At 37.2% G+C, this 21,877-nt stretch carries 23 protein-coding genes and 1 other RNA gene; 4 read left to right on the top strand and 20 right to left on the bottom strand.

Annotated features, from left to right (window positions below; genetic code table 11):
- Positions 1 to 38: 38 nt before the first annotated feature.
- From SAY88_RS06380 to SAY88_RS06305, 16 genes are all read right to left on the bottom strand, one after another.
- Positions 39 to 638 carry an SET domain-containing protein gene (locus tag SAY88_RS06380; RefSeq protein WP_332630298.1) on the bottom strand — a complete coding sequence of 200 codons (600 nt, stop codon included), beginning with the start codon at positions 636 to 638 and terminating at the stop codon, positions 39 to 41.
- Between the two features lie 446 nt (positions 639 to 1,084).
- A complete protein-coding gene (locus SAY88_RS06375; protein ID WP_332630296.1) occupies positions 1,085 to 1,819 on the bottom strand; it encodes a YheC/YheD family protein in 735 nt (244 codons plus the stop codon).
- A 43-nt stretch (positions 1,820 to 1,862) separates the two neighbouring features.
- Positions 1,863 to 2,588 carry a YheC/YheD family protein gene (locus tag SAY88_RS06370; RefSeq protein WP_332630295.1) on the bottom strand — a complete coding sequence of 242 codons (726 nt, stop codon included), beginning with the start codon at positions 2,586 to 2,588 and terminating at the stop codon, positions 1,863 to 1,865.
- A 222-nt stretch (positions 2,589 to 2,810) separates the two neighbouring features.
- A complete protein-coding gene (locus SAY88_RS06365; protein WP_332630293.1) occupies positions 2,811 to 3,095 on the bottom strand; it encodes an acylphosphatase in 285 nt (94 codons plus the stop codon).
- Positions 3,096 to 3,905: 810 nt separating this feature from the next.
- Positions 3,906 to 4,250 carry a DUF1360 domain-containing protein gene (locus SAY88_RS06360; protein ID WP_332630291.1) on the bottom strand — a complete coding sequence of 115 codons (345 nt, stop codon included), beginning with the start codon at positions 4,248 to 4,250 and terminating at the stop codon, positions 3,906 to 3,908.
- 215 nt (positions 4,251 to 4,465) lie between these two features.
- Positions 4,466 to 5,026 (bottom strand): CBO0543 family protein, encoded by a 561-nt coding sequence (locus tag SAY88_RS06355; protein WP_332630289.1) that lies wholly within the window; start codon positions 5,024 to 5,026, stop codon positions 4,466 to 4,468.
- Between the two features lie 215 nt (positions 5,027 to 5,241).
- Positions 5,242 to 5,490 carry a hypothetical protein gene (locus tag SAY88_RS06350; RefSeq protein ID WP_332630287.1) on the bottom strand — a complete coding sequence of 83 codons (249 nt, stop codon included), beginning with the start codon at positions 5,488 to 5,490 and terminating at the stop codon, positions 5,242 to 5,244.
- A 137-nt stretch (positions 5,491 to 5,627) separates the two neighbouring features.
- On the bottom strand, positions 5,628 to 6,560 hold the full coding sequence (locus SAY88_RS06345) for a vanadium-dependent haloperoxidase (protein WP_332630286.1): 933 nt from the start codon (positions 6,558 to 6,560) through the stop codon (positions 5,628 to 5,630).
- A 337-nt stretch (positions 6,561 to 6,897) separates the two neighbouring features.
- Positions 6,898 to 8,043, bottom strand: a complete 1,146-nt coding sequence (locus tag SAY88_RS06340; protein WP_332630284.1) for a THUMP domain-containing class I SAM-dependent RNA methyltransferase — start codon at positions 8,041 to 8,043, stop codon at positions 6,898 to 6,900.
- A gap of 121 nt (positions 8,044 to 8,164) precedes the next feature.
- An RNA gene (gene rnpB / locus SAY88_RS06335) (RNase P RNA component class B) lies at positions 8,165 to 8,555 on the bottom strand.
- 68 nt (positions 8,556 to 8,623) lie between these two features.
- Positions 8,624 to 9,013 carry a reverse transcriptase-like protein gene (locus SAY88_RS06330; RefSeq protein WP_332630282.1) on the bottom strand — a complete coding sequence of 130 codons (390 nt, stop codon included), beginning with the start codon at positions 9,011 to 9,013 and terminating at the stop codon, positions 8,624 to 8,626.
- 11 nt (positions 9,014 to 9,024) lie between these two features.
- Entirely contained in the window at positions 9,025 to 9,336 is a 312-nt protein-coding gene (gene gpsB, locus SAY88_RS06325) for a cell division regulator GpsB (protein WP_332630280.1), read from the bottom strand.
- Positions 9,337 to 9,413: 77 nt separating this feature from the next.
- Positions 9,414 to 9,983 carry an SLOG family protein gene (locus SAY88_RS06320; RefSeq protein WP_332630314.1) on the bottom strand — a complete coding sequence of 190 codons (570 nt, stop codon included), beginning with the start codon at positions 9,981 to 9,983 and terminating at the stop codon, positions 9,414 to 9,416.
- Positions 9,984 to 10,041: 58 nt separating this feature from the next.
- Positions 10,042 to 10,395: a CotD family spore coat protein gene (locus SAY88_RS06315; RefSeq protein WP_332630278.1), complete on the bottom strand. Its 354-nt coding sequence runs from the start codon at positions 10,393 to 10,395 to the stop codon at positions 10,042 to 10,044.
- A gap of 387 nt (positions 10,396 to 10,782) precedes the next feature.
- The gene (locus SAY88_RS06310) at positions 10,783 to 12,045 is read right to left on the bottom strand and encodes a ribonuclease H-like domain-containing protein (protein ID WP_332630276.1); all 1,263 of its coding nucleotides are present in this window, start codon (positions 12,043 to 12,045) and stop codon (positions 10,783 to 10,785) included.
- A gap of 15 nt (positions 12,046 to 12,060) precedes the next feature.
- Positions 12,061 to 14,325 carry a DEAD/DEAH box helicase gene (locus tag SAY88_RS06305; RefSeq protein WP_332630274.1) on the bottom strand — a complete coding sequence of 755 codons (2,265 nt, stop codon included), beginning with the start codon at positions 14,323 to 14,325 and terminating at the stop codon, positions 12,061 to 12,063.
- 427 nt (positions 14,326 to 14,752) lie between these two features.
- Here SAY88_RS06305 and SAY88_RS06300 point away from each other — a divergent pair, with 427 nt between their 5' ends.
- Both SAY88_RS06300 and SAY88_RS06295 read left to right on the top strand, forming a co-directional pair.
- Positions 14,753 to 15,874, top strand: a complete 1,122-nt coding sequence (locus tag SAY88_RS06300; protein ID WP_332630272.1) for an acyltransferase family protein — start codon at positions 14,753 to 14,755, stop codon at positions 15,872 to 15,874.
- Positions 15,875 to 15,912: 38 nt separating this feature from the next.
- Entirely contained in the window at positions 15,913 to 16,974 is a 1,062-nt protein-coding gene (locus SAY88_RS06295) for a serine hydrolase domain-containing protein (protein ID WP_332630270.1), read from the top strand.
- An 88-nt stretch (positions 16,975 to 17,062) separates the two neighbouring features.
- Here SAY88_RS06295 and SAY88_RS06290 read toward each other — a convergent pair whose 3' ends face one another.
- Positions 17,063 to 17,983 (bottom strand): CAP domain-containing protein, encoded by a 921-nt coding sequence (locus tag SAY88_RS06290; RefSeq protein WP_332630269.1) that lies wholly within the window; start codon positions 17,981 to 17,983, stop codon positions 17,063 to 17,065.
- Positions 17,984 to 18,202: 219 nt separating this feature from the next.
- Between SAY88_RS06290 and SAY88_RS06285 the strand changes: the two genes are divergently transcribed.
- On the top strand, positions 18,203 to 18,382 hold the full coding sequence (locus SAY88_RS06285) for a DUF3918 family protein (protein ID WP_332630267.1): 180 nt from the start codon (positions 18,203 to 18,205) through the stop codon (positions 18,380 to 18,382).
- A gap of 93 nt (positions 18,383 to 18,475) precedes the next feature.
- On the opposite strand, the gene SAY88_RS06280 is transcribed toward SAY88_RS06285, so the two are convergent.
- Positions 18,476 to 18,883, bottom strand: coding sequence for a VWA-like domain-containing protein (locus SAY88_RS06280; RefSeq protein WP_332630265.1), 408 nt, complete (start codon positions 18,881 to 18,883; stop codon positions 18,476 to 18,478).
- A gap of 177 nt (positions 18,884 to 19,060) precedes the next feature.
- On the opposite strand from SAY88_RS06280, the gene SAY88_RS06275 reads away from it, so the two are divergent.
- A complete protein-coding gene (locus tag SAY88_RS06275; RefSeq protein ID WP_332630263.1) occupies positions 19,061 to 19,594 on the top strand; it encodes a D-glycero-alpha-D-manno-heptose-1,7-bisphosphate 7-phosphatase in 534 nt (177 codons plus the stop codon).
- 144 nt (positions 19,595 to 19,738) lie between these two features.
- Here the strand turns inward: SAY88_RS06275 and SAY88_RS06270 are convergent, their stop codons facing one another.
- Together SAY88_RS06270 and SAY88_RS06265 are read right to left on the bottom strand one after the other, a co-directional pair.
- Positions 19,739 to 20,338 carry a hypothetical protein gene (locus SAY88_RS06270; RefSeq protein ID WP_332630262.1) on the bottom strand — a complete coding sequence of 200 codons (600 nt, stop codon included), beginning with the start codon at positions 20,336 to 20,338 and terminating at the stop codon, positions 19,739 to 19,741.
- Positions 20,339 to 20,471: 133 nt separating this feature from the next.
- On the bottom strand, positions 20,472 to 21,785 hold the full coding sequence (locus tag SAY88_RS06265) for a GntP family permease (protein WP_332630260.1): 1,314 nt from the start codon (positions 21,783 to 21,785) through the stop codon (positions 20,472 to 20,474).
- Positions 21,786 to 21,877 lie beyond the last annotated feature (92 nt).

Raw genomic sequence — 21,877 nt, 5'->3', positions numbered from 1 at the left:
ATTTTAATTCATAATTATTTAACTAGTTACTAGTTTAATTATTTACTATTTCTTCCTTCATAGTATAGAGTTTTTATCGAATCGATAACTTCCCGCTTCTCTGCTGCGAGCTTCATTTTTTGTTTATATATTGTAGGAATAAGATGGTCTAAAGGCTGTTCGACTTGATCAAAAAATTGGTATGCATTCAAAATTAATTGATCCCATTCCTTGTAGTAATGAAGAATATCCTCCTTATTTACTTGTGTTCTGTCCGTTCCTTCTTCAGGCAAACAAGTAAATGACTCGTCTAGATTAAGAAACCCATAATCATTAGTTAACTGTTCTCCAGGCTGTATATCTCGAACAGCTATATCAGTATCATATGGTGTACTAATGCAATTTGCATTAAAGCTATGATTAACATATCGCCCAAGATCCCAACAAAGAATATATTTGCCCTCACTATCACGATAAGAATATTTTTCTACAATTACCTTTCGTTCTAGGTCAAGAGTATTAACAAATGAATGTTCTAAAATTTGATCAAGATCATCTAAAGCCCAAGTGATCGTTCCCTTTGGAATGAACTTTGTAGCAAAAACACCGAATCCAATTTCTTCATTTACAAACCGCAGCTCCGTGTGTGGATGGATCATAGATAATTCGTCTCCTTTCTTATTTCATACCATAATATGTAATCTAACTTTTAACGTTCAAATTCATTATTAATAAGCCTAAAAAGGGCATATGACTATTTATGAAGTCATATGCCTTTTTATTATTTTTCAATGTTTGAACATTCAGCCTAACCAACTTCGAAATCAACATTCGTAAAGTCATAAGTAATTACGTATGATAAAGTTTGATTGATTTTGCCACCAATCTGCCACAATTCATCTATACTACTCCAAAACTAAATTCCTGTTACACAAGACCCGTACTGGGATCGACTAGTGATCTCCATCCTTACAAGGTACTATTTTAGTTAAATCCCTTTTTTTGAGAATTTCCGTTTTTATGTCAAATAACCAAAATAAAAACGGAAATATAAATTTAGTTTACGTTCTTTCCTCATGGTTCTATCCATTTTGCTTTCTAATTCTTATATCTTTCTAGCCGCTTTTTTGAAAGACATTATCCTGTTTATTTGGCTTTTATCTTTCAAGCTTCGAAACCCACCTAATAAAGGCCAACGATTTAATTCGAAAATATAAAGAGAACCATCCTTTTTCATCCCAATATCGACACCAAAGATCTTTTGGTTAGGAAAAAAATGTCCTAATGTTTCAGCTGCCAAATGAGCTACCTTTTTTATTTCTTTCTCATTAAAATGGATTTTCTTCCTTGCTTCTTCTACTGGCATGACGACCCCATGTCGCCGTCTGTTTGTTACCTTATACCCTTTACCTGCTTTTCTGACAATCATCCCATTTACCATCCAAGGAAGATTCCTCTCTTTTCGTTGAACGATAATTCTGAAATCAAATCGTTTCCCATTAATTCTAGCAAGATCCACTTCTTCTTGAATAATAAATTTTCTTTTGCTCGTTACTCTTTTCATATAGTTACTAACGCTTTTTCTATTTTTAAATACCTTACGTTTCTTATTAATATAGACAACGTACTTGGATCCAATTTTTTTCACAAAGTATATCTTTTGTCCTTGCTGGCCATTGTTTGGTTTAATAACAACTGACTTATATTTTCTTACCATACTTACAAAATTTTTTTCACTCCACATCATTGTGTGAGGAAGACTCGATTCAAGGTAATTATTTTGTTTCAATGCTAAGTACATTTTATATTTATTTCTTCCTCTTAACCGCACTGCCATCATTCATCCTCCTTTTTTAATAATGGAATAGAAATACTTATTAAACTTACTTCCTTCTAATAAACCTTCTAATCCTTTTTTGCTGGAGTTTAGAGAAGCCTTTTAATAACGGTCTGCGGTTGATCTCAAAAATGTGAAGAGACCCATCTTCTTTTATTCCTATATCGATACCAAAAAGACGCTGATTGTGATAATAAGGACCTAACGTTTTGGATGCCAGGATGGACACTTCCTTGATGTGCGCTAATAAATTCTTCTTTATATGGTTAGGAATATTACACATGTTCATTGCTACTTTATAGGTAAGAATAGTCCCACCTTTACTTGCATTAGTAACCATCCTCCCTTCTTTTGCTACTCTTATTTTATAAGCTGTTGCTGTCCAAGGAGAAGACAATGATTTTCTTTGAATAATGACCCGAATATCAAATGGTCTTCCGTCTATTTTCGCCATTGAAATACGTTTTTGAATAATATAGGTGGCCTGTCGTATCTTGCTTTTCATAAAGCTATATACTTCTTCTCTTTTTATAAAAAAGTATTTTCTGTCGTATATTTGAATTTCATAACCTTTTTCCTTTTCAGCAATAAAATATATATCCCTAGCTTTTAAGCCTTTATTTGGCTTCACTACGATTGATTTATATTTCGATAACATCAGATCAAAGTTTTCTTTCGACCATCTCTTTGTATCAACAAGATACTTGCTAAGTTTCTTGTTTTTTTTCATAGCAAGATACATTCTCCATTTGTCTCTACCATTTATTTTCATTCTATCCTCCCCCGTTCATGCGATTACGGTTCTCTTCTAACTAGTTTATTCTTGAAGGTGTAATTAGGAAGGGCATATGAAGGAGGGGAAGCATGTAATTTAATAAATACTAGAAGCCATTCAACCACTATAAGGTTTTTTATCAAAAGAAGGCTGCCGAAAAAGTATGAGGCCACTGAAAAAGGTAACAAACGTACCTTTTTCAGCGGCCTAAGAAACGGCTTATACTTTTGAGTTATACAATATCTTAAAAGACTTGTAGTTTTTCAGACCTTTCATTTTTTTCACTTCCACCGAGCGCACTTTCGATGATGAACTCCCTCTGTGCAATGCTTTTATGACTTGATCCACGTACTCATTTTTACCCTGTATTTCAGCTTCAACGGTTCCATCTACTACATTACGAACCCATCCTACAATATTATATTTACGGGCTATTTTTTTTGTATATTTCCGAAAGCCGACGCCTTGTACTTTTCCCTTCACTTTAATAAAATATCGTACCATTATAACCTCCTTAGAAGTATGTGATTTCACTTACCTGTGAACTTCGCTTGCTTACCTAAGCAGGTAAATAGAAAAGTACAGCATTGAAAGAACCTGGATATCTAGTGTAACGCATTTGGAACCGTGTATTTATTTAGTTGCTTTTACCCTTTTTACGTAAGCAGCACCCTGCCCTTACAATAGTTTTTTTTCTCTTTACTTTAGGTTGTGAAGTTTCATTTCTTACTTTTTCTACAGATGTTTTCTTCGCGGGTCTATTTATCACGATTGGTTTACGAGGCTTCACTTAAATTCACTCCTTTTTTGTGAAGGTAATTATTTCTGTGTAAAAATATTAAAAAAGTATACATTTAAACTGCAAAAGTATATTGCTACGATTTGTTATTGCTGAATTTGTTTATTTAGTCTATTTAGATTGATTTTTAATTTCTATACAGTTTTTTGTACGTTTGCAATTTTAATAGTAAATAGCTTTTGCTACTAGCCCTTCTTTACTAATCTTATCGTATTCAATTCATGCTCCAATTGTTTAGACTTTTCTCTTTTAAACAAGCCCTTTCGTAATTTTTCTCATGCGACTGTTTTATTCCATCTCAAATTTATTTCAAACTAAACACAGGAACAGCTCTTTTTACTTTTGGATAACTGGTCTACACCACAAAAATTAGCTGTTTTTATACAAACATTAATTCTCGGTAAAAAATGACAAAAACCGAATAGTAGACATTTTTATATGTCCATTATTCGGCTTAAGTTATTTTATAACATACATGGTACCTATTGGATCGTTTTATTTGTATGAAACCTTTATTAATATTCAGTTTTCGACTGGATAAAAGCTGCAGCTCCTGCCACTGCCAAAATTAGAAGAAATGGAAAAAAGGAAGGCAAGTAAATATATAGTAAGACGACCCCAAGCGAAGACCAAATTCCTACACACCAATAACAGCTGAGAAGCCTCCCAACCCAATTGCGAAATCCATCTCCTTTAAATTCAACACTTTCAATTAATTGTCCAGCATCATTTTCTTTATAAGATACCGTTAAAAAAGGGCTTCGAATAAAAGAAGTAATTTCATCAAAAACAATTAATCTTGTGAGTCTGTAAGAAGCGAGAACCAAAATCACCAAGTCAATCCACTCGATTGCAATCATAATATATCGTCCTTTCAACATAAATTAATCAATAGATTTAGTTTTTAAAACCTATAAGTACCTCTATAATCATGATACGACTAATGATTCAATTTAGAACCTCCCAGACTATAGGAGCTGCGTTTGCTTGTTAGCCTCACTAAGATAACACTACAAAAAGGGGCATCTCATAAGGTCTGTTTTTGACCTTACGAGATGCCCCCGATGTAATGTAGTCATTTAGGGGACCAATAAATTTGAAAATGATTTCTTCTACTTAACCAATAACCGAATAAAAAAATTAGAAAATAAATAGGAAATGAGTAAAGATTACTCCAATGAATCTCTTTATATAATCCTACAAATTCAAAAAATGGCTCAGCTAAAAAAGCTGAAACAGCTGAAAAAATGAGCCCTTTTAGATACGGTGAAGCATTCGGTTTATATTCGATCAACACTAAAATAAAAACAGGAATCAGAGTCCCATCCCAAGGTTCATACGCAGGAATCCACGGGATCATCTCATAGTAATAAATCCATAAACCTAATTGCACACCTAAAAAGTCTAGAAAAGAAGAGATCATAATAATACCAAAGCCAGCAAAAAGCATTCGATTTCTACTTTCTTTCTTGTGAAAATATGCCCACATTATCCAAGGTATGATGCTTAAAGTTACACCTAACCACCAAGGTGCAGTAAAAACTACATTGTTAACCCATTCATTTATCATTTCAGATTGTGCTTGGGCCACTAGATTATAAAGTTCATTTGTCTTTTCGATATAATTTTGATTCATGGTATTTATATATATTTCTCCTCATGATTTTCCTTTATTATTCTTCCATGAACCGATCTAGTATACAGCTTTTTTATTTTTATATCCTTTCATGATCTTTATATTTTTTAAAAGAATAATTTTGCGTTAGGGCAATCGGCTCCTCTATAAAAAAAGCAATGATGCAATAGTTGCACAGATTGCTTTTTTAGACAATTGGGAAATGGATAATCTTTTTAGCGATTATTTCTTTCATCTTCATCAAGTAACGACTCGTCTGTTTCAAAGATTGTACTTTGCTGACAAGCGATGCAGTCATTAAAGCATTGATTAAACTGTAGCGGATATAACGTTCTGCAGACATTTGTACAAAAGTTTGTGCAGCTGCCCGCCGCTTGTTCATCAGTGCCTTGATATAGTCCTGGAATAGGTAAATTATTAAACGCACCTAAAATGAGTTTCAACTTTTCTCGTTTGTCTAACATCAATTGTCACCTCCTGATTATAAAATATGTTTGTCTTATTTTATTGCCAATACATATGTCCTTAGAATCTAGTGATCAATTTAGAAGCCCAAATAAAAAGAGCCATTATCTTTTGGATGATGACTCATTCTGTAATTCTATGTTTTCTTCGTGGGTCCCTTGATTTGGTACTCAATCAAGTTATTGAGGTATAACAACGGTTTTGATACATTATTAACATTATTGATACATTTCACATCACCTTGTACAAGAGAAGTACAGGTGGTGGGGAAATCATAAGGTATGAATTGTCGGAAGTTATCTGGAAAAATATTCGCATCCAAAAAGTCAGGATATGGTTGATCGATTGGTCTTAATTCACCATCTTGTTGCGTTTTCAAATGATTAACAATTAGACTACCAATATATCTTCCTAACCGAAGTCCTTCATCATTATCTGATGGAAAGTGCACACCAGTAAATAACCTGCTTAGTGCATTATCTTCTGCTATTTTTTTCAGTTTTTCTGCTTCTTTTGGGAATAAATAACTTAGTAACACCTCTGTACAACCAGACATTGTTGCGTGACCTGACGGGTATGCAGGAAAGCGTGGTGTACATAACACAGTTTTCATCGACTGATCATATTGATTGGGCCTTGCCACATCCCATCGATATTTTAATTCCCATACGATAATCATTGTGTCATTTATAGCAGCCTGTACCGCAGCTAAAATCCGAGCGGCATTCACGGGGCTTACATTATACGTATCAATTAAACGATCAATAACTGGTGTCCATTGTTTCGTAGGGACGCCTGTTCCATAGTATACTCCGACGCTCCTATGCTCTGGAGTAAGATTCTCAAGTGTTTTTTGGACAATTGTTAACTCCTGATCGAAATCAATTAACTTAGGGTGTCTAATAGGTAACTTCAGCTTTTTCCCATTAGGATCAATGATCTTTCCTTTTTTGTTACGTTTAAAATAAAATAGAGACCATGAGCCAGCTAATGGAGTCACCGGATTAGTTGGTGATTCCGATTCCCCGGCGTAAGGAGTTTTTGACCAGCGCAAGTAATCTTTTTTCAATTCTTTTACACCTCTCTTTCTTCCTATATATTATGTATGAAAGATTAGATGTGAATGGACAGTGATATGTTATATAGTAGAAACATTAGATTTTTTTCTGCTATGTCTTAGTAAAGAGCGACTTTCAATATTAAGCAACACAAGAACTATAATTTGAAACAATTCAAAAAAGGGGTGTCTAAAAAGGTCTGTTTTTGACCTTTTAGACACCCCGAAGCAATGAGCGGAGTCGCTACATCTTTTAAAAGCCTTGAGAGGAGTGGGTTTCTCCTCTCAAGGCGCGTAGCGAACGGAGCCATTGCCTCCTCTGTTCCGGACTTTGGGACAGCCTCTTTTTTCATTCGGCTTCTTTTCTCGGTGGACGCGGTCCAAAAAATTGGTAGTAATCAACCTTTAAATTCCCGTTATAAAGTTTCCGCTTCTTTGTCGCCTTCTTCCCATAAAGTTCTTCAAATCCTTCATGAGATGTTAGCATATAGATCGACCATGTATCTAACAATTGAAAGGTTTTTCCCATGTCTTTATACATTTGCTCAACCTCTGGTCGTTCTCCAAGACGCTCACCATACGGTGGATTTCCAACAAGAATACCATACTCCCCGCGGTGCCTAAAATCTTTCACTTGCATTTGTTTAAACGTAATCAAATCACCGAATCCAGCTTCCATTGCATTGTTTGTCGCAAGTTCGACACTTCTATGATCGATGTCAGCACCTAAAATATCAAGGGGCTGATCATACTTAGCTACATCTTCCACTTCTTGACGCGCCTCGTTCCAACGATCCTTCCCAATCCAATGCCAATCTTCCGATACGAAGTCTCGATTAAAGCCAGGAGCAATGTTTTGTCCAATCATGGCTGCTTCGATCGGAATCGTTCCTGATCCTGTAAAAGGATCAGCAAAGGGGCGATCTGGTTTCCAAGGCGTTAACATAATCATCGCTGCAGCTAATGTTTCTTTAAGCGGTGCCTCATTATGTAAATATCGATACCCTCGTTTATGAAGCCCTGTTCCACTTGTGTCAATCGTTAGCGTTGCCACATCTTTATGAAGGGCCACTTCAATACGATAAAATGGTCCATTTTCATCGAACCAGCCTCTCTTATAACGCTTCTTCATACTTTCAACAACAGCCTTTTTCACAATAGCTTGGCAATCAGATACACTAAACAACTTTGATTTAACCGATTTACCAATGACAGGAAATTCAGCATGAACAGGGATTAAATCTGTCCATGGCAAGGCTTTTGTCTTTTCAAACAACTCATCAAATGTATAAGCCTTAAATTCTCCGACTTTTAATTTGACGCGATCCGCTGTTCGAAGCCATAAATTTGCTCGAGGAATGGCTGATACATCTGCTGTAAATGTTACTTTTCCATTATCAACTTGAACATCTTCATATCCTAAATCTTTTACTTCACGTGCAACAAGAGCTTCAAGCCCCATCGTTGCTGTTGCAATTAATGTCACTTTTTCCATTATGTACTCCTTACCAAACATATTGCTTCTATTATACGATTTCAAACTTCTGATGACAAACATCGCAAAAATAAAAAAAGCCCCTAAAAGGGGTTTCTGTAAGAAAATCATCCATTAAACATTCGATAAGCCATGTTCTGTACCTTTGTACTGCAAACGGTGATGAACCTCGTACTCCGGTGGCAATCATCTATCTACAAAGAATTTCTCCCTTGTCCTTCTCAACGGTTCAATTCCCGTTTAAGAAGATGCCCCTACCATATTTTGGGTTTCTCGCTCGTGGGGTTTACCTCGTTCCACTCCATTCGTTTCCAAATGGACTCCGTCACTGTGGCACTTTCAAAGGCATCACACCATATCAAATGACGTAGGTGCTTACCTTGCCGTTAGCCCAGTCAAAACCAGACTACCCTAGCTTATTGATTGGCTAGGCACGATCACTACGGACATCGCAGCCCGTGCGAGCATGGACTTTCCTCTACACGACAAGCGTGCAGCGATTACCTGAATGTTTAACGTTGTCTTAAGCGACAAAAATAAGTATACCTTGAAAATACGTAAGTTTCAACAGGAAATTATTTCAATTTTTTCGAATGGCCTTCCTTGCCAAAGAATCGGCATTTTTATTTTGGTTGCTTGGCACCCATTTCATAAAAAACAATTCGAATTCGTCAATTCGAGAGATAGCTTTTTCTAAATACGGTTGAAATCGTTTGTTTTTTACGTAGCGTTTTTCAAGTGCATCATCAATTAACTTTGAATCAGTCCGAAAAGAGGCAATCTTGATTCCACGATCGATGCATAAATCAAGCGCAATTATGAGAGCCTCATATTCCGCCTCGTGATTGGACATTTGTCCAAGTGGGACGGAATGATTTTCAACCAGACCATTTTTGTAGTTAATGAATATACCCGCTCCAGAAGGACCAGGGTCTCCGGCACTTGCGCCATCAATATAAACGTCGATCATTCAGTAATCTCCTACTCGTACAGTTTACTTCCAAATACTTTCTTCTCTAAATTAGATAAACGTTGAAGAATATCATAATTTGTGCTGCCAACGTTTTGAGTTGGTGCTTGGCGTTGCGACCTCTCAGATAATTTCTTCACTTCACGCTTAAGATGTGCATTTTCTTGCTCTAATAGCTCTACTTTTCGTTGAAACAGTTCGTAATCTTGTATAATAGCGTCTAAAAACTTATCGACTTCATCCGGACTATAGCCTCTCATGCTTGTTTTAAAATCTTTTTCAAGTATTTCTTTCGCCGTAAATCGAATATTTTGTTGGTTCATTTCCCTCACCTCTACCCACGTGTATGAACAGCTTTACTCTCTATTTTTCCAAAAGTTTGCCTTCTTGTCAATTTAAATTATGATTCCCACTCTGTACTAAAATTGTCGAATTGTTCTTCTTGAACTAATAAGTCAAGATCTGTGGGTGTAATAAATAATACAGGAAAAGACTCACTTGCTTGTCGTTTTTTAGCCACTTCTAAATAGAACGTTGGAGACCCGGGCTTGTCTTCATCATAAAGCAATAGCAAGCCATCTGCTTTTGCGATAATAAATTCGTTTTTTTGTCTTAATTGCATTGGATTGTCATAAGGTCTTTTCGTAATACTATCAACAAAATCGGCTTGACTAACGATGTCTTGGTAATATGATTTTGTTGTATCTTGCCAACGTTCTTCTTGATTAAGAAACGGCGTTAAGATAGCCAATTGCAACTGTGGGTATTCATCTTTCAATGTAAAAACGACTTCAGCTGCCCATAATTCAACTCCTAGCTGACCGCTAATAATAACCCACTCTAATCCTTCGTCAATCAATGAACGCAAGCGGTGTTCTAGTGCTTTTTTGATGTAATGAATCCCTTTATGCTTTTGATCAAAAATTCCTAGTTCATGTCCCTTGTATCCTGAAACGGCAATGGTTTTCATTTTATCGCCTCTTCCTGATAGAAAGAGCGAACTGATATCAGTTCGCTCTTTTTCATCATTAACGTCTGCCGAAGCCAAATCCTGGGCCTGCTTGAGGACCGAAGCCTGGTCCTGCTTGCGGGCCAAATCCTGGGCCTGCACCTGGACCAAATCCTGGGCCGAAGCCTGGAGCAGTTGGCTGTGCGAATTGCTGGTGAAAGATTTGTTGACTCTGAGATGTTGTATGCGGGAAGCTCGCAACATGTTTATAAACGTGATTTGTATTATAGTGAGTATGTGATGGATATACATGTGGCACGATATACTCACACGTCTTATCGACAACTTGCTGTTGAGTTGGTGCTACTTGTGCAGGCATCACCTGAGTTGTTGTTGGAAGCTTACAAACTTTAGGTCTAGGTTTGCAAAACATAAGTTAATTCCTCCTTTTTTATTTGAGTCAATATTAACCTATGTTACAAAAGTACTTGTTGTACTAGTTGTTTGACCTAATTAACCGCCTAATCCCTTTAAAACCAATGGTTTGGGTCTCTGTCTATCAAAGAAAGAGAGCCGAATCACGAATTTCACTCATAATAAACAAAGTTAAGCCAATCATTACAAAAAATAATACTAAAATAGCACGATACATTTTGTTCACTCATTTCCTTAAAAAGAATTACCGAAACATATTGTAATCGTTTCTGAACGTCTTGACAATTACTTTTTTTACATTACATATACTTACAAAAAACGCTGTTGAATTTTGTTAAAAAACCACTAATAATGCGCTTCCCCAGGAAATGAGCGATGCATGGCACTAACTGATTTTTTTCTCCAATCTATTTATTCTAACATGAAGATCATTAAGCAATTTTTCTTGCTTCACTTTCGGATGATTCACTAAATATTCTTCATCTGCAAGAGCTAATTTAGAGTAGTATATCGCTTTTTCATAATCTTTTATTTGATGTTCATGTATTTTTGAACATTCAACTGCAGCTAAATACGTATACCTTTTTGTCCCAACAAGAGAAGAAAAGCTTTCTAGTGCCTTCTCCCAATTCTTTTCTTTTTTTACGCACGTAGCATAAGCAAACATGCTCGCTTCAGCTACACTTGATCCTACTCCCTTTAATAATTCGTATTGAGCCATAGAAATCTCTTTCTCCCCTATCGCCTCATACCATCTTGCTACTTCGTATTTTTCTTTATTATTTAAAGAAAATGAATCCCACTTTAGGATCATTGATGATAAATGGCTATAAAGAGTCATTAATGAAAGGACATCCCACTCATGATGTTGGAAAATGCCTTTTACATATTCCGGGTTCGGATCTTGCAAAAAATCAAAATACAACATAGGCGCCATATAACTAGGCGTATCTTCTATTCTTTCAAATCCCAATATTTCTTTTTCTACAACTGCTAATTTACAAGAAGGAAGAAGGTCTTTCCACATTCGTCTAGATGCGTGAAGCAAATCAAAATGTCCAAATTTCGGAAGTTTCGGAACTTGATCACGAACGAACGTGTGACGAGTCTTTACTTGTGGCCAATCGAATGCTTTTCCGTTGTATGTTACAAGATTCCCTAAAGTTCCTACATCTGATAAAAAATGGTGATAAAGAGCTACTTCTGATTCCGGCCCAGGCAAAAAATATTGTTTTACCCCAACATAATCTTCTTTAAATTGGGCGTACCCTAGCATAAATATTGTATTCCCAACACCACTGCTTAGACCTGTTGTTTCTGTATCAAAAAAAAGTAATTCTTCAACCTCTCGATCTTTCGCTGACAACGGATGTGAAAAAGTATGTTCCCGCCACCTTTTCACTACTTCTTTTGTCATAGAAAAGTCATATTTCCCATGTTGGTGATCTAATGGATAATGTTGTTCCCTTATCATCGTATATTGATCTTCAAACCAAGATGGAGTGGTTTGAAAAAGCCGCCAATCATTTTCAAAAGGGATGAGCTTGTTCTCCTTGGTTTTACACGTTGGCGGTCGTTGTATGGGTGGTTCTTCTAATTTCTTTTCGATTCCCATGTGCTGTTTCATACGCTGCAACTTATTTTTCATGCCTGCCCCCCTTCCCTACTTCACTCTTATTAATCGTATAAATCGTTTTACTAAAGCCTTTATATTGCCTTCAGCTGCACCAACACAAGCAGGGCACCCATGTTCACATCGACAATTTGAAATTAGATGATCAACTTGTCCTAAAATCGTCGGCAGATTTTGATATACCTCTTTCGCTAAGCCAATTCCACCTGGGTATCGATCATAAACGAAAATCGTTGGCATTTCAGAGTGTTCTGCTTTCATTTGTGGAACGACATGAAGATCGTGACGATCACACATGACAAAGACAGGTGCGACTTGTTGAATCAATTGTGCTAAGCCTGTTAGTGCTTGGTCAAAAGGCCCTTCTCCAAATCGCTTAGTTATATCGGAAGAAAAGCTGATCCACATCGCGTTTGTATGAAGCTCTTCCTCTGGTAAATGAATGGGCCCTGAACCAATATTTTCAAAGGTTGATAGACGAATCTTCTTAAAAATCGTTGCTTTTGCATTTACCATGACATCTCCGTAACTTACAGTAACCTCTTTGTCAGTTTGAATGAGATCTTCTTCTAATACTTTTAGTTGAACAGCTAAGTTAGCATCCGTAAAATATTCCACGTCTACTTCACGGACAAAAGCCTTTTTCTCATCCCAGTCTAAATATTCGACTTGGTACTGCGTTCCTTGGTGTAAATAGATCGCTTCATCATGCAACAATGTCATTGCACTAAATCGATCCATTTCACCAATAACTGAAGGCTTAGACACATCACTTTGATCGATAATTACAACATTTTCCTGCGATGCAGAACGTAAGCTAATGCCATGAGCAGGAAACGCATCATTCATCCAATACCATTTATCTGCTCGTTCATGCAGGACGTTCTCTTCAGTTAGAAATTCAAGGATATCCTCAATTTCCACACCATCAAACGTCTCACCCCTTTTAAAGGGGAGTTCATAAGCAGCACATTTTAGATGATCAACAAGTATTACGAGATTATCTGGGTTGATTCGAGCTGATTCTGGACTTTTATCAAAAAAGTATTCAGGATGTTGGACTATATATTGGTCCATTGGCGTTGAGCCAGCAACCATAATGATCACGGACTCATTTTGTCTGCGCCCAGCTCTTCCTGCTTGCTGCCATGCACTTGCAACTGAACCAGGGTATCCTGTCATAATACAAACTTGTAGTTGACCAATATCAACCCCTAATTCCAGTGCATTTGTACTTACGACACCAATGATCTCACCCTGCCGAAGTCCACGTTCAATTTCCCTTCGTTGTTTCGGTAAATACCCACCACGATATCCACGAATGGTATCGGGTCCGATATGCTTTTTCGTCAATGCTTGCAAGTGGCTTAAAATAATCTCCACACGGACCCTGCTTCTAGCAAATACGATGGTTTGAATGTTATTTTCTAGAAAGCGTTTAGCAAGGTCATTGACTTCAACCGTTGCACTTTTGCGGATATTTAGCGCTTGATTCACAATTGGCGGATTGTAAAAAAGAAAATGTTTTTTCCCTCTTGGAGCACCATTTTGATCAACTAACCGCATCGGACTTCTCGTCAATTCTTCGGCTAGTTCTTTCGGATTGGCAATGGTCGCTGATGTACAAATAAATATGGGATTGCTTCCGTAATAATTAGCGATTCGCTTTAGTCTGCGGATGACGTTAGCAACATGGCTTCCAAACACACCACGATACGTATGAAGCTCATCAATTACGATGTACTTTAAGTTTTCAAAGAAAGCGACCCACTTCGTATGATGCGGCAGAATAGCCGAATGCAGCATATCTGGGTTTGTAATCACGACATGGCCAGCTTTTCTAACTGCCTGGCGGATATTTGGCGCCGTATCTCCATCATAGGTAAAACATTTCAAGTCAATGCCCATTTCATCTATGATTTCATTGAGTTCGCTTTTTTGATCTTGTGCTAGCGCCTTTGTCGGAAACAAGTAAAGAGCTCGACTTTCTTCATTCTCGATAATTTCTTGCAGCACAGGTAAGTTATAACATAGCGTCTTTCCAGATGCTGTTGGTGTAACAGCAACAACATTTTCCTTTTTCCTAGTGTATTGAAAAGCCTCGGCCTGATGCGAATAAAGAGAGCCAATCCCCCGTTTTCTAAGTGCCTGTTGGATTTTTATGTCTAAGCTACTAGGAAAATCAATCGATTTCGCTTCAACTTCTTCCATTTCATGCCAATGAACAATTCGTTCTTTCCAATCATCATTCGTACGAAAATCATCTAATATATGTTGTAAGCTTTTTTTAAACATTACACACCTCAAATTCCTATACTAAAAAAATAAGCCACAGTCCTTCTTCTATAAAAAACGTCTGTCGTCAACATCACTAAACCTAGTTTACTTTTTATTTTAGCGAATGTTTGTTTGTTTTTCTAGCATGAACGCTATGAATCTCATGAAAAATACGATTAAATCGTTTGTTAATGATTGGTAGTTCTTCAAACGAAATGGATAACGATTGACATCTATTCGCCTTCCTTTTACCATTGTACGAAACATGGTTTAGCTAAACTAGAAATCTACAGTTTACAATTTTGTAATAAAGGGTCTAGATTACTTGGGGCATGAGTAAACCTTAAGTACGTAATATAACTTTGTCTAAAGCTTTTACAAGTCAAATTTGAACTTATGAAGCACTCAAAAGAAGAAAAATAGTATAGAAAGATGTTGATTAGTTATGGGGAAAAAACATATAAATGAAATTTCTTTCTTGCGTAGTATTGCTTGTTTAAGCATTGTGCTGCTTCATTCGATTGCATGGGGAATGGAATATGTTGGTTTTTTATTAAACCTGCCTGAATACAGTGAAATGATTCTCGATTCCATTAATGTTTTCTTATATTACGGAACACCTACTTTTATTTTTATTACTGCTTTTATATTAGGTTATAGTTATAAAGAAAAAACAAGCATACCAAAAGGCTTTCTCACTAAAAGATTGAAATTCATCCTAATCCCTTACGTCTTTATGGCTTTTCTATACGCGGCCCCTTATAGTCTACTCTCGTTAGAGCAATACACGGTGAAAGTACTTTTGAACATTTTCATCGGAGATTTCCATGCTTATTTTGTTCTAATCATTTTCCAGTTTTATTTATTATTTGTTTTATGCAAAAAATGGTTAGATCACGCTCATCCAAGTAAAGTCATTTTGTATTCGTTATTGATTAATGGAGCGTATTTATTTATTTTTAATTTTACAAGTCCAATCGACTTTGTTTTCAGTGACTATGTGTGGGACCGATTTTATTGGATCCCCTTCCCTGGCTGGATTTTTTATTTTTCAATCGCTTATTATATTGGGCAAAACTATGAAACATTCATTCGATATATTCAGAAATACAAAGCCATTGTTATCGCTGCTCCTTTTGTTACTGGGATTGCCCTCCTCTATTTTTATCATAGCGGGTTGATTACGAACCATAGTTCTAAAAGGATTGATATTTTATTTCATACATTAAGTGTTATCGCATTTGTCATCTATTTTTCAATGAAAATGAAAAGAATCCCTTCTTTATTTATGATTGTCAATAAGTATTCATATGGGATCTATTTGCTGCATACAAGTTATATTTCGATACTAATTGTTTTCTTCACATTATTGTCCGTAAATTTCGGGATATTTACGATTCTCATTCTGTTTGTAGGAAGTACATTATTCTCAATTATGACCATTTATTATTTAAATCGATTTAATTTTGGAAAATATATTGTTGGAAAGGTTGATATACCGACAAAAGTAAAAAAAGTTAGATCAGAAGCTGTTTTTGCCAGCAATAATCAACATTCAAATTCTTAGACATTCCAACAAACATACTTTAGTTAGGGTGCATCATTATGATTGGACGAAAAAGGAAACTCTTGCTGTTAGCAGGAATGGTTCCTATTTTATCTTTCAGCCTTGTTAGTTGCAAACATTCAACCACTCAAGGGGATTCAACTTGGGAATACCACACTTATCCAGAAGAAGCAGGTTGGTCTAAAAAGAAATTACATGAAGCAAAAAAATTCTATGATTCACTTGGCTCAACTGCTGCCATGGTCATTTATGACGGAAAGGTTCTCATCGAATGGGGAGATGTCACAAAAAAAAGCAATGTTCATTCGGTTAGGAAAAGCTTTTTAAGTGCCCTCTACGGCATTCATATTGAAAACGGGATCATTCATCTAGATGATACGTTAGAGGAACTAGCTGTATCAGATCATGACCCCTTATCCGTTTTAGAACAACAAGCAAGAGTCGAAGACCTTCTCACCTCCCGTTCTGGTATTTTTTTAAGGGCTGGCGAGGAATCATTAATGATGAGGTGGAATCGTCCAGAGCGTGAAGCCCATCTACCTGGAACGTACTTTCATTATAATAACTGGGATTTCAATGTTTTAGGAACAATCTTTAATGAAAAAACGAACACAGATCTTTTTAGCGAATTTCATGAAAGAATTGCCCTTCCTCTTGGTATGGAAGACTATACACCGGAAGATTCTTTCTATAAGTATGAGCTTAACCGTACGATCCATCCATCTTACTTATTCCGCATGTCCGCAAGAGATATGGCTAGGTTCGGGCAATTGTATCTTCAAAATGGTCAATGGGCTGGACAACAGTTGATTCCAAATGAGTGGATCAAAACAAGTACATCTAAGCATACAGCTGTACCAGCTTCTAAAGAATATGGATATGGGTATATGTGGTGGGTAGCGGACAATGGTCGATTTCAGGATTTAGGTTTGTACTCAGCAATTGGACGTTACGGCCAATCAATTGATATTGTTCCAAAAGAAAATCTGGTTTTTGTGCATCGAGTAGATTCGGATCATCTTTTAAATCGCACGTTTAATCATGTGAATGATCGAGATCGGTTACGTTTATTAGAGATGATTCTCGATGCCAAATTATAGAAAATAAAAAAACAGGCTCCTTTGAGGAAGCACTAAGGTTGTTAATACCTTCATTGCCCCTTAACTTGAACCTGTTTTTACTTCTTTTTTAACGAGTTATGAACATCTGTGTCCAATAGTGCCCATTCTCTTGGTATCCAACACCAATATGTGTATAAGAACCATTTAAAATATTTGCTCGGTGTCCTTCACTATTCATCCATGCTTGTACGACTTCTTCTGCTGAACGTTGACCTTGGGCAATATTTTCTGCTGCAGCTTGATAAGAAATATCGTGGTCCCTGATCATATCAAAAGGAGATCCATATGTTGGACTAGTATGTGAAAAATAGTTATTTTCTTGCATATCATTCGACTTTACTCTCGCAACTTTGCTAAGTGGTGCGTCTGCCTGCAAATCTGGCAACCCATTATTTCTTCTTTCAACATTTGTTAGTTCAATAACTCTTTGCTCTATCTCACTAATTCCCTCAGTTGTTTCGGCTTGAGGTGTCTCTTCTTGTTGATCTGCTGGTGCTTCTGGCTGTTGCTCTACAGGGGCTTCTGGTTGGCCCGCTTCAGGTTGTTGTTGTGCAGGTTGCTCTGGTTGAACAACTTCTGGCTCAGGAGCTGGTCCAGCACCTTGCCCTGGTGGCATCCCTCTACGTAAACGTTCGGCAATGTCTTCAGGAGAAAGTCCTGCTCCTTCTGGTAATAACCGAGCAATATCTTCTGGTGTTAATTGATTGGCACCCTCAGGCAAATGCTGCATCACATCTCCAGGTAAAAGTCTTTCAATTTCTTCTCTAGATAATTGAACAGAGTGCTGTACTTCAAAGTCATATTTTGCATGTTGGACTTGGATTGGTTTTGTGTGAGGATATTGTTCACTTGATGCTGTTGTAAAATCACTTGAAATTTGACCTTCTCCAACCCCTACTCCTTCCCTTGCATTTTGATCTTCTTGACAACCGACAATAAGTAGTAAAAATGCACTCATTAAAGCGACATTGATAATTGTTCTTTTCATTTTTTTTACTCCCTTGTTTTTTATTTTTATTGTTCATTAGTGTTCATCATAGTTGTTTAAACTATAGGCTTTTTCGATTGGTAAATTTATGAAATATTGAACTGAAATTATTGTCTAACATAAGTTGGCAAGGAACTTGACGCATAACACCGCAAAAAAAAACTGATCATAACTAATGTTTGATACACAGATTCAAACAATTTTGAAGGGGGAAACAAAATGCAAATGTTTGGTCGTAAACGCAAAAGAAATGGAAATGGTTTAATGATGTCTGTCGTAGGCTTAGGAGTTGGAGCGGCTGCCTATACGATGTTGAGAAACAGAAATAATGGCGGGGGCAACATGAACATGATGGAACCCCTTAAAGATATGTTAGGCCAAAACCAAAACCAACGTTAAGTGAAAGAGGATAAGTCAAAACGACTTATCCTCTTTTTTTATGCCACAAAAAAGCATCAGTCTCATTACAGCCTGATGCTCTTTATGTTACGTTTATGCTATTTTAAGTGTCTTACCAAAAGGCACCTTAGGAACAAAATCATTGGGAACTAACCACATAACGTCATAATCTACCTTTAATTCTTCATAAAAATAACCCGTTACATCTGTAATATAAAATAAAATGTCGATATTTTCAGTTTCTCCCCACTCCAGAACTTCCGTATATGAAGATTTTCCGTGTTTATAATACGTCAATTTTGCTTTATCGATTGAAGAAACATCTCTAATTTTAAAATCGGACTGAACGAGTTTTGTTTCCGGGTTTAATTGTGCAAATAAAGAAATGATGTTATCAATTAATTCTGTGTTGACTTCGTTTGTTGATGTATCAACCGCTAACGCTATTTTTTTTCCTTGATGACGTTGAAGTGTTGTTAGTAGTGCTTTTTGCCATTTCACAAAGCATCGCCCCTCAATAATCATTTTCGTGCAATGATTATTTTGTTTCCCTAAAGCAAAAGATATTCTTGTCAAAAGAGGATCCAATGTTAATAACAACTTTTTAATAAAATCAAATTAACGCAAATCATAAACAATGTAGTCGATTTTTTTAGTTTATAAAAAGTGGAGGTTATTATGAATAAAGCTGTTTTTCTAGACCGTGACGGGGTTATAAATGAAGTGTTAAGTAAAAGGGTCAAATTCGTGAACAACCCTAGTCAATTTTACTTATTAGAAGGCGTTGGTGAGGCAATACGTCTGTTTAACGAGGCAAGTATTCCAACATTCGTTGTCACAAATCAAGGTGGTGTCGGACTTGGCTTTATGAAAGAAGCATCTTTAATAAAGGTTCACAAAAGAATGGTAGAAGAACTAGCAAAATACGGAGCTTATATTGATGATATTGCGTATTGTCCTCATAAACCTAAAGCCGGTTGTGCATGTCGAAAACCAGAAGCACAAATGCTTTTGGATTTAGCTTCCACCCATAATATAGATTTACCATCTAGCATTATGGTGGGAGATCGCGAACCTGACATCGAGGCAGGCAAAAAAGCCGGTTGTAAAACTGTATTTATCGGTGATGAAACAGATAATTCTGCACAGGCAAACATTGTGTTCCCTCACTTAATAGCAGCAGCTCCTTGGATTTTAGAGGAATTAACATAAAGCCTTGAGAGAAGGCGTGCACTGAAAAAGGTACGATTTTCACCTTTTTCAGCGCCTTCGAGAGGGCGATTTTTACTCTTAAGGCAAAGCCAAACTATTTCTATTCTAGGCTTTAGAGACCGCTCCATTGATTAACGTTTTCCATTAATCCCAATTATTTCCCCAATCATTGTTATTCCAATTATTGTTGTTCCAGTTGTTATTATCCCATGGATTCATTTGTGTTGTTTGACCGGCTTGCCAGTCAGCACTATCCGGTGTAAATGGTTCATCATGCCCAGGGAATCCTGGTCCAGCTTCTCCCCATTGACCAGCTGGTACTTGAGGCATTCCCGCACCTGGAAACCCTGCCCCTGGCATTTGGCCTGCTCCCCATTGACCAACTGGCGCGTGTGGCATTCCTCCACCCGAAAACCCTGGTCCCGGCATTTGGCCTACTCCCCATTGATCAACTGGTGCGTAAGGCATTCCTCCACCCGAAAATCCTGGTCCCGGCATTTGGCCTGCTCCCCATTGATCAACTGGTGCGTGAGGCATTCCTCCAACTGAAAATCCTGGTCCCGGCATTTGGCCTGCTCCAACTGGCGCGTGTTGTATACCAGCCCCAGGATAACCCATAGGAGTGGTCCCGCATTTACCGCATTTACATCCTTTAGCAGCTTGCTTTGGCTTTTGGATTTCCCACCCTGGGCAAGTTGATTGGCTTACTGGTTGTTGCCAGTGGTTATGAGAATAATGATTCATTTACAATCGCTCCCTTCGATACATAGTTACAATATCTATGCTATGCATACACCTATGGAGCGTTCAATGTAATTTTAATAAACAAAAAATGATCCAGCACGATCAATCATTCATGCTGGACCATTATTATTCATTATAGTCCGATTGCAAATAATGCAATTGCTAACACGACACCTAAAAGAGGCACAACAACCGTTAAAGCTCCAAATGCTGGATACGCATCTTTGTGTGTTTCTCCTACAATGGCACGTATTGTCGTTACCGCATATCCCCCATGCGGAAGAGAATCAAGTGCCCCAGATGCAAGTGCCGCTGTTCTGTGCATCGCATCAGCATTCACTCCCATTTCTAAATAATGTGGAGCGAGAAGTGGCAAGGCTATTGCTTGACCACCTGAAGAAGATCCCGTTACTCCTGCGATTAAACAAATAGCAACAGCACTTCCAATTAACGGATCACCAGGTAGGTTTGTCATAAATGCTACAGCATCAGCAAATGCTTGCGTTTCTCTTGCCACTCCACCAAAGCCTACAACAGCTGCTGTGTTCCCGATAGCAATTAGAGCCCCTGTTGTTCCTTCTTGAATAGCGTTAGAGAAATTCCTGAAGTATTTATAATTTAATACATATGTTGCAATCACCCCTGATAACAAAGCAATAATCAGTGCTGACTTTTCTAAGAAGCCATGTGTAATGAAGGTGACAACTAACACAACAATTAATGGAATTAAACTAATATATGGATTTGGTAGATCCTCACGACTATCTTCTGGATCATTGTCTCTTGCTTCAAATCTTTCTCCATTGTTTACCGCTTTCTTAATCATCTGCTTTAACCACCAATAACCAAAAATGATCATAAAAACAGCAACAATTAAACTGACTTCCCAAGCGGCATATGGCGTAGTGCCTAAAAATTCAATCGGAATCCAGTTTTGAATTTCAGGTGAACCCGCAGAAGTCATCGTGAAAGTAACGGACCCAAACCCTAACGCAGCAGGGATAAACCGTCTTGGTAAATCTGCTTTCTTAAATAAGCTGACAGCCATCGGGTATACTGCAAAAGCTACAACGAATAAGCTAACTCCACCATACGTAAGAACCGCACACGCAATCACAATAGCAAGTGCTGCTTGTTTCATTCCAATTTTCCCAACGATCCAGCGAGCAACACTGTCTGCTGCTCCACTATCTTCCATTAACTTCCCGAATATCGCACCAACTAAAAACATTAAAAACCATGATGCCACAAACCCAGAAAATGTGTTCATATAACTCGTTAAAAAGTCAGCAGCTCCTGCTTCAGCCAACTGTGGAAAAATTGGTAAGCCACTAAAGATTGCACAAAGTAATGCTGCAAAAGGAGCAGCAACTAATAAATTCATTCCCCTAACCGTCAAAATAATTAGTAGAGCCAGTCCACCAATTAGTCCAATAAAACTTAGCATTTTTCTCTCTCCTTTAACCTGCTAAGCTCTGAAACTAGCAGTTCATCTTACACAACCAATAAAGCGCTTTCCTTTTCATATGCTAATTTTTA

The organism is Halalkalibacter flavus, assembly GCF_036663575.1.
In the GTDB taxonomy this organism is placed as follows: Bacteria; Bacillota; Bacilli; order Bacillales; family Bacillaceae_D; genus Halalkalibacter; species Halalkalibacter flavus.
This window is presented reverse-complemented; position numbering and strand designations above follow the sequence as displayed.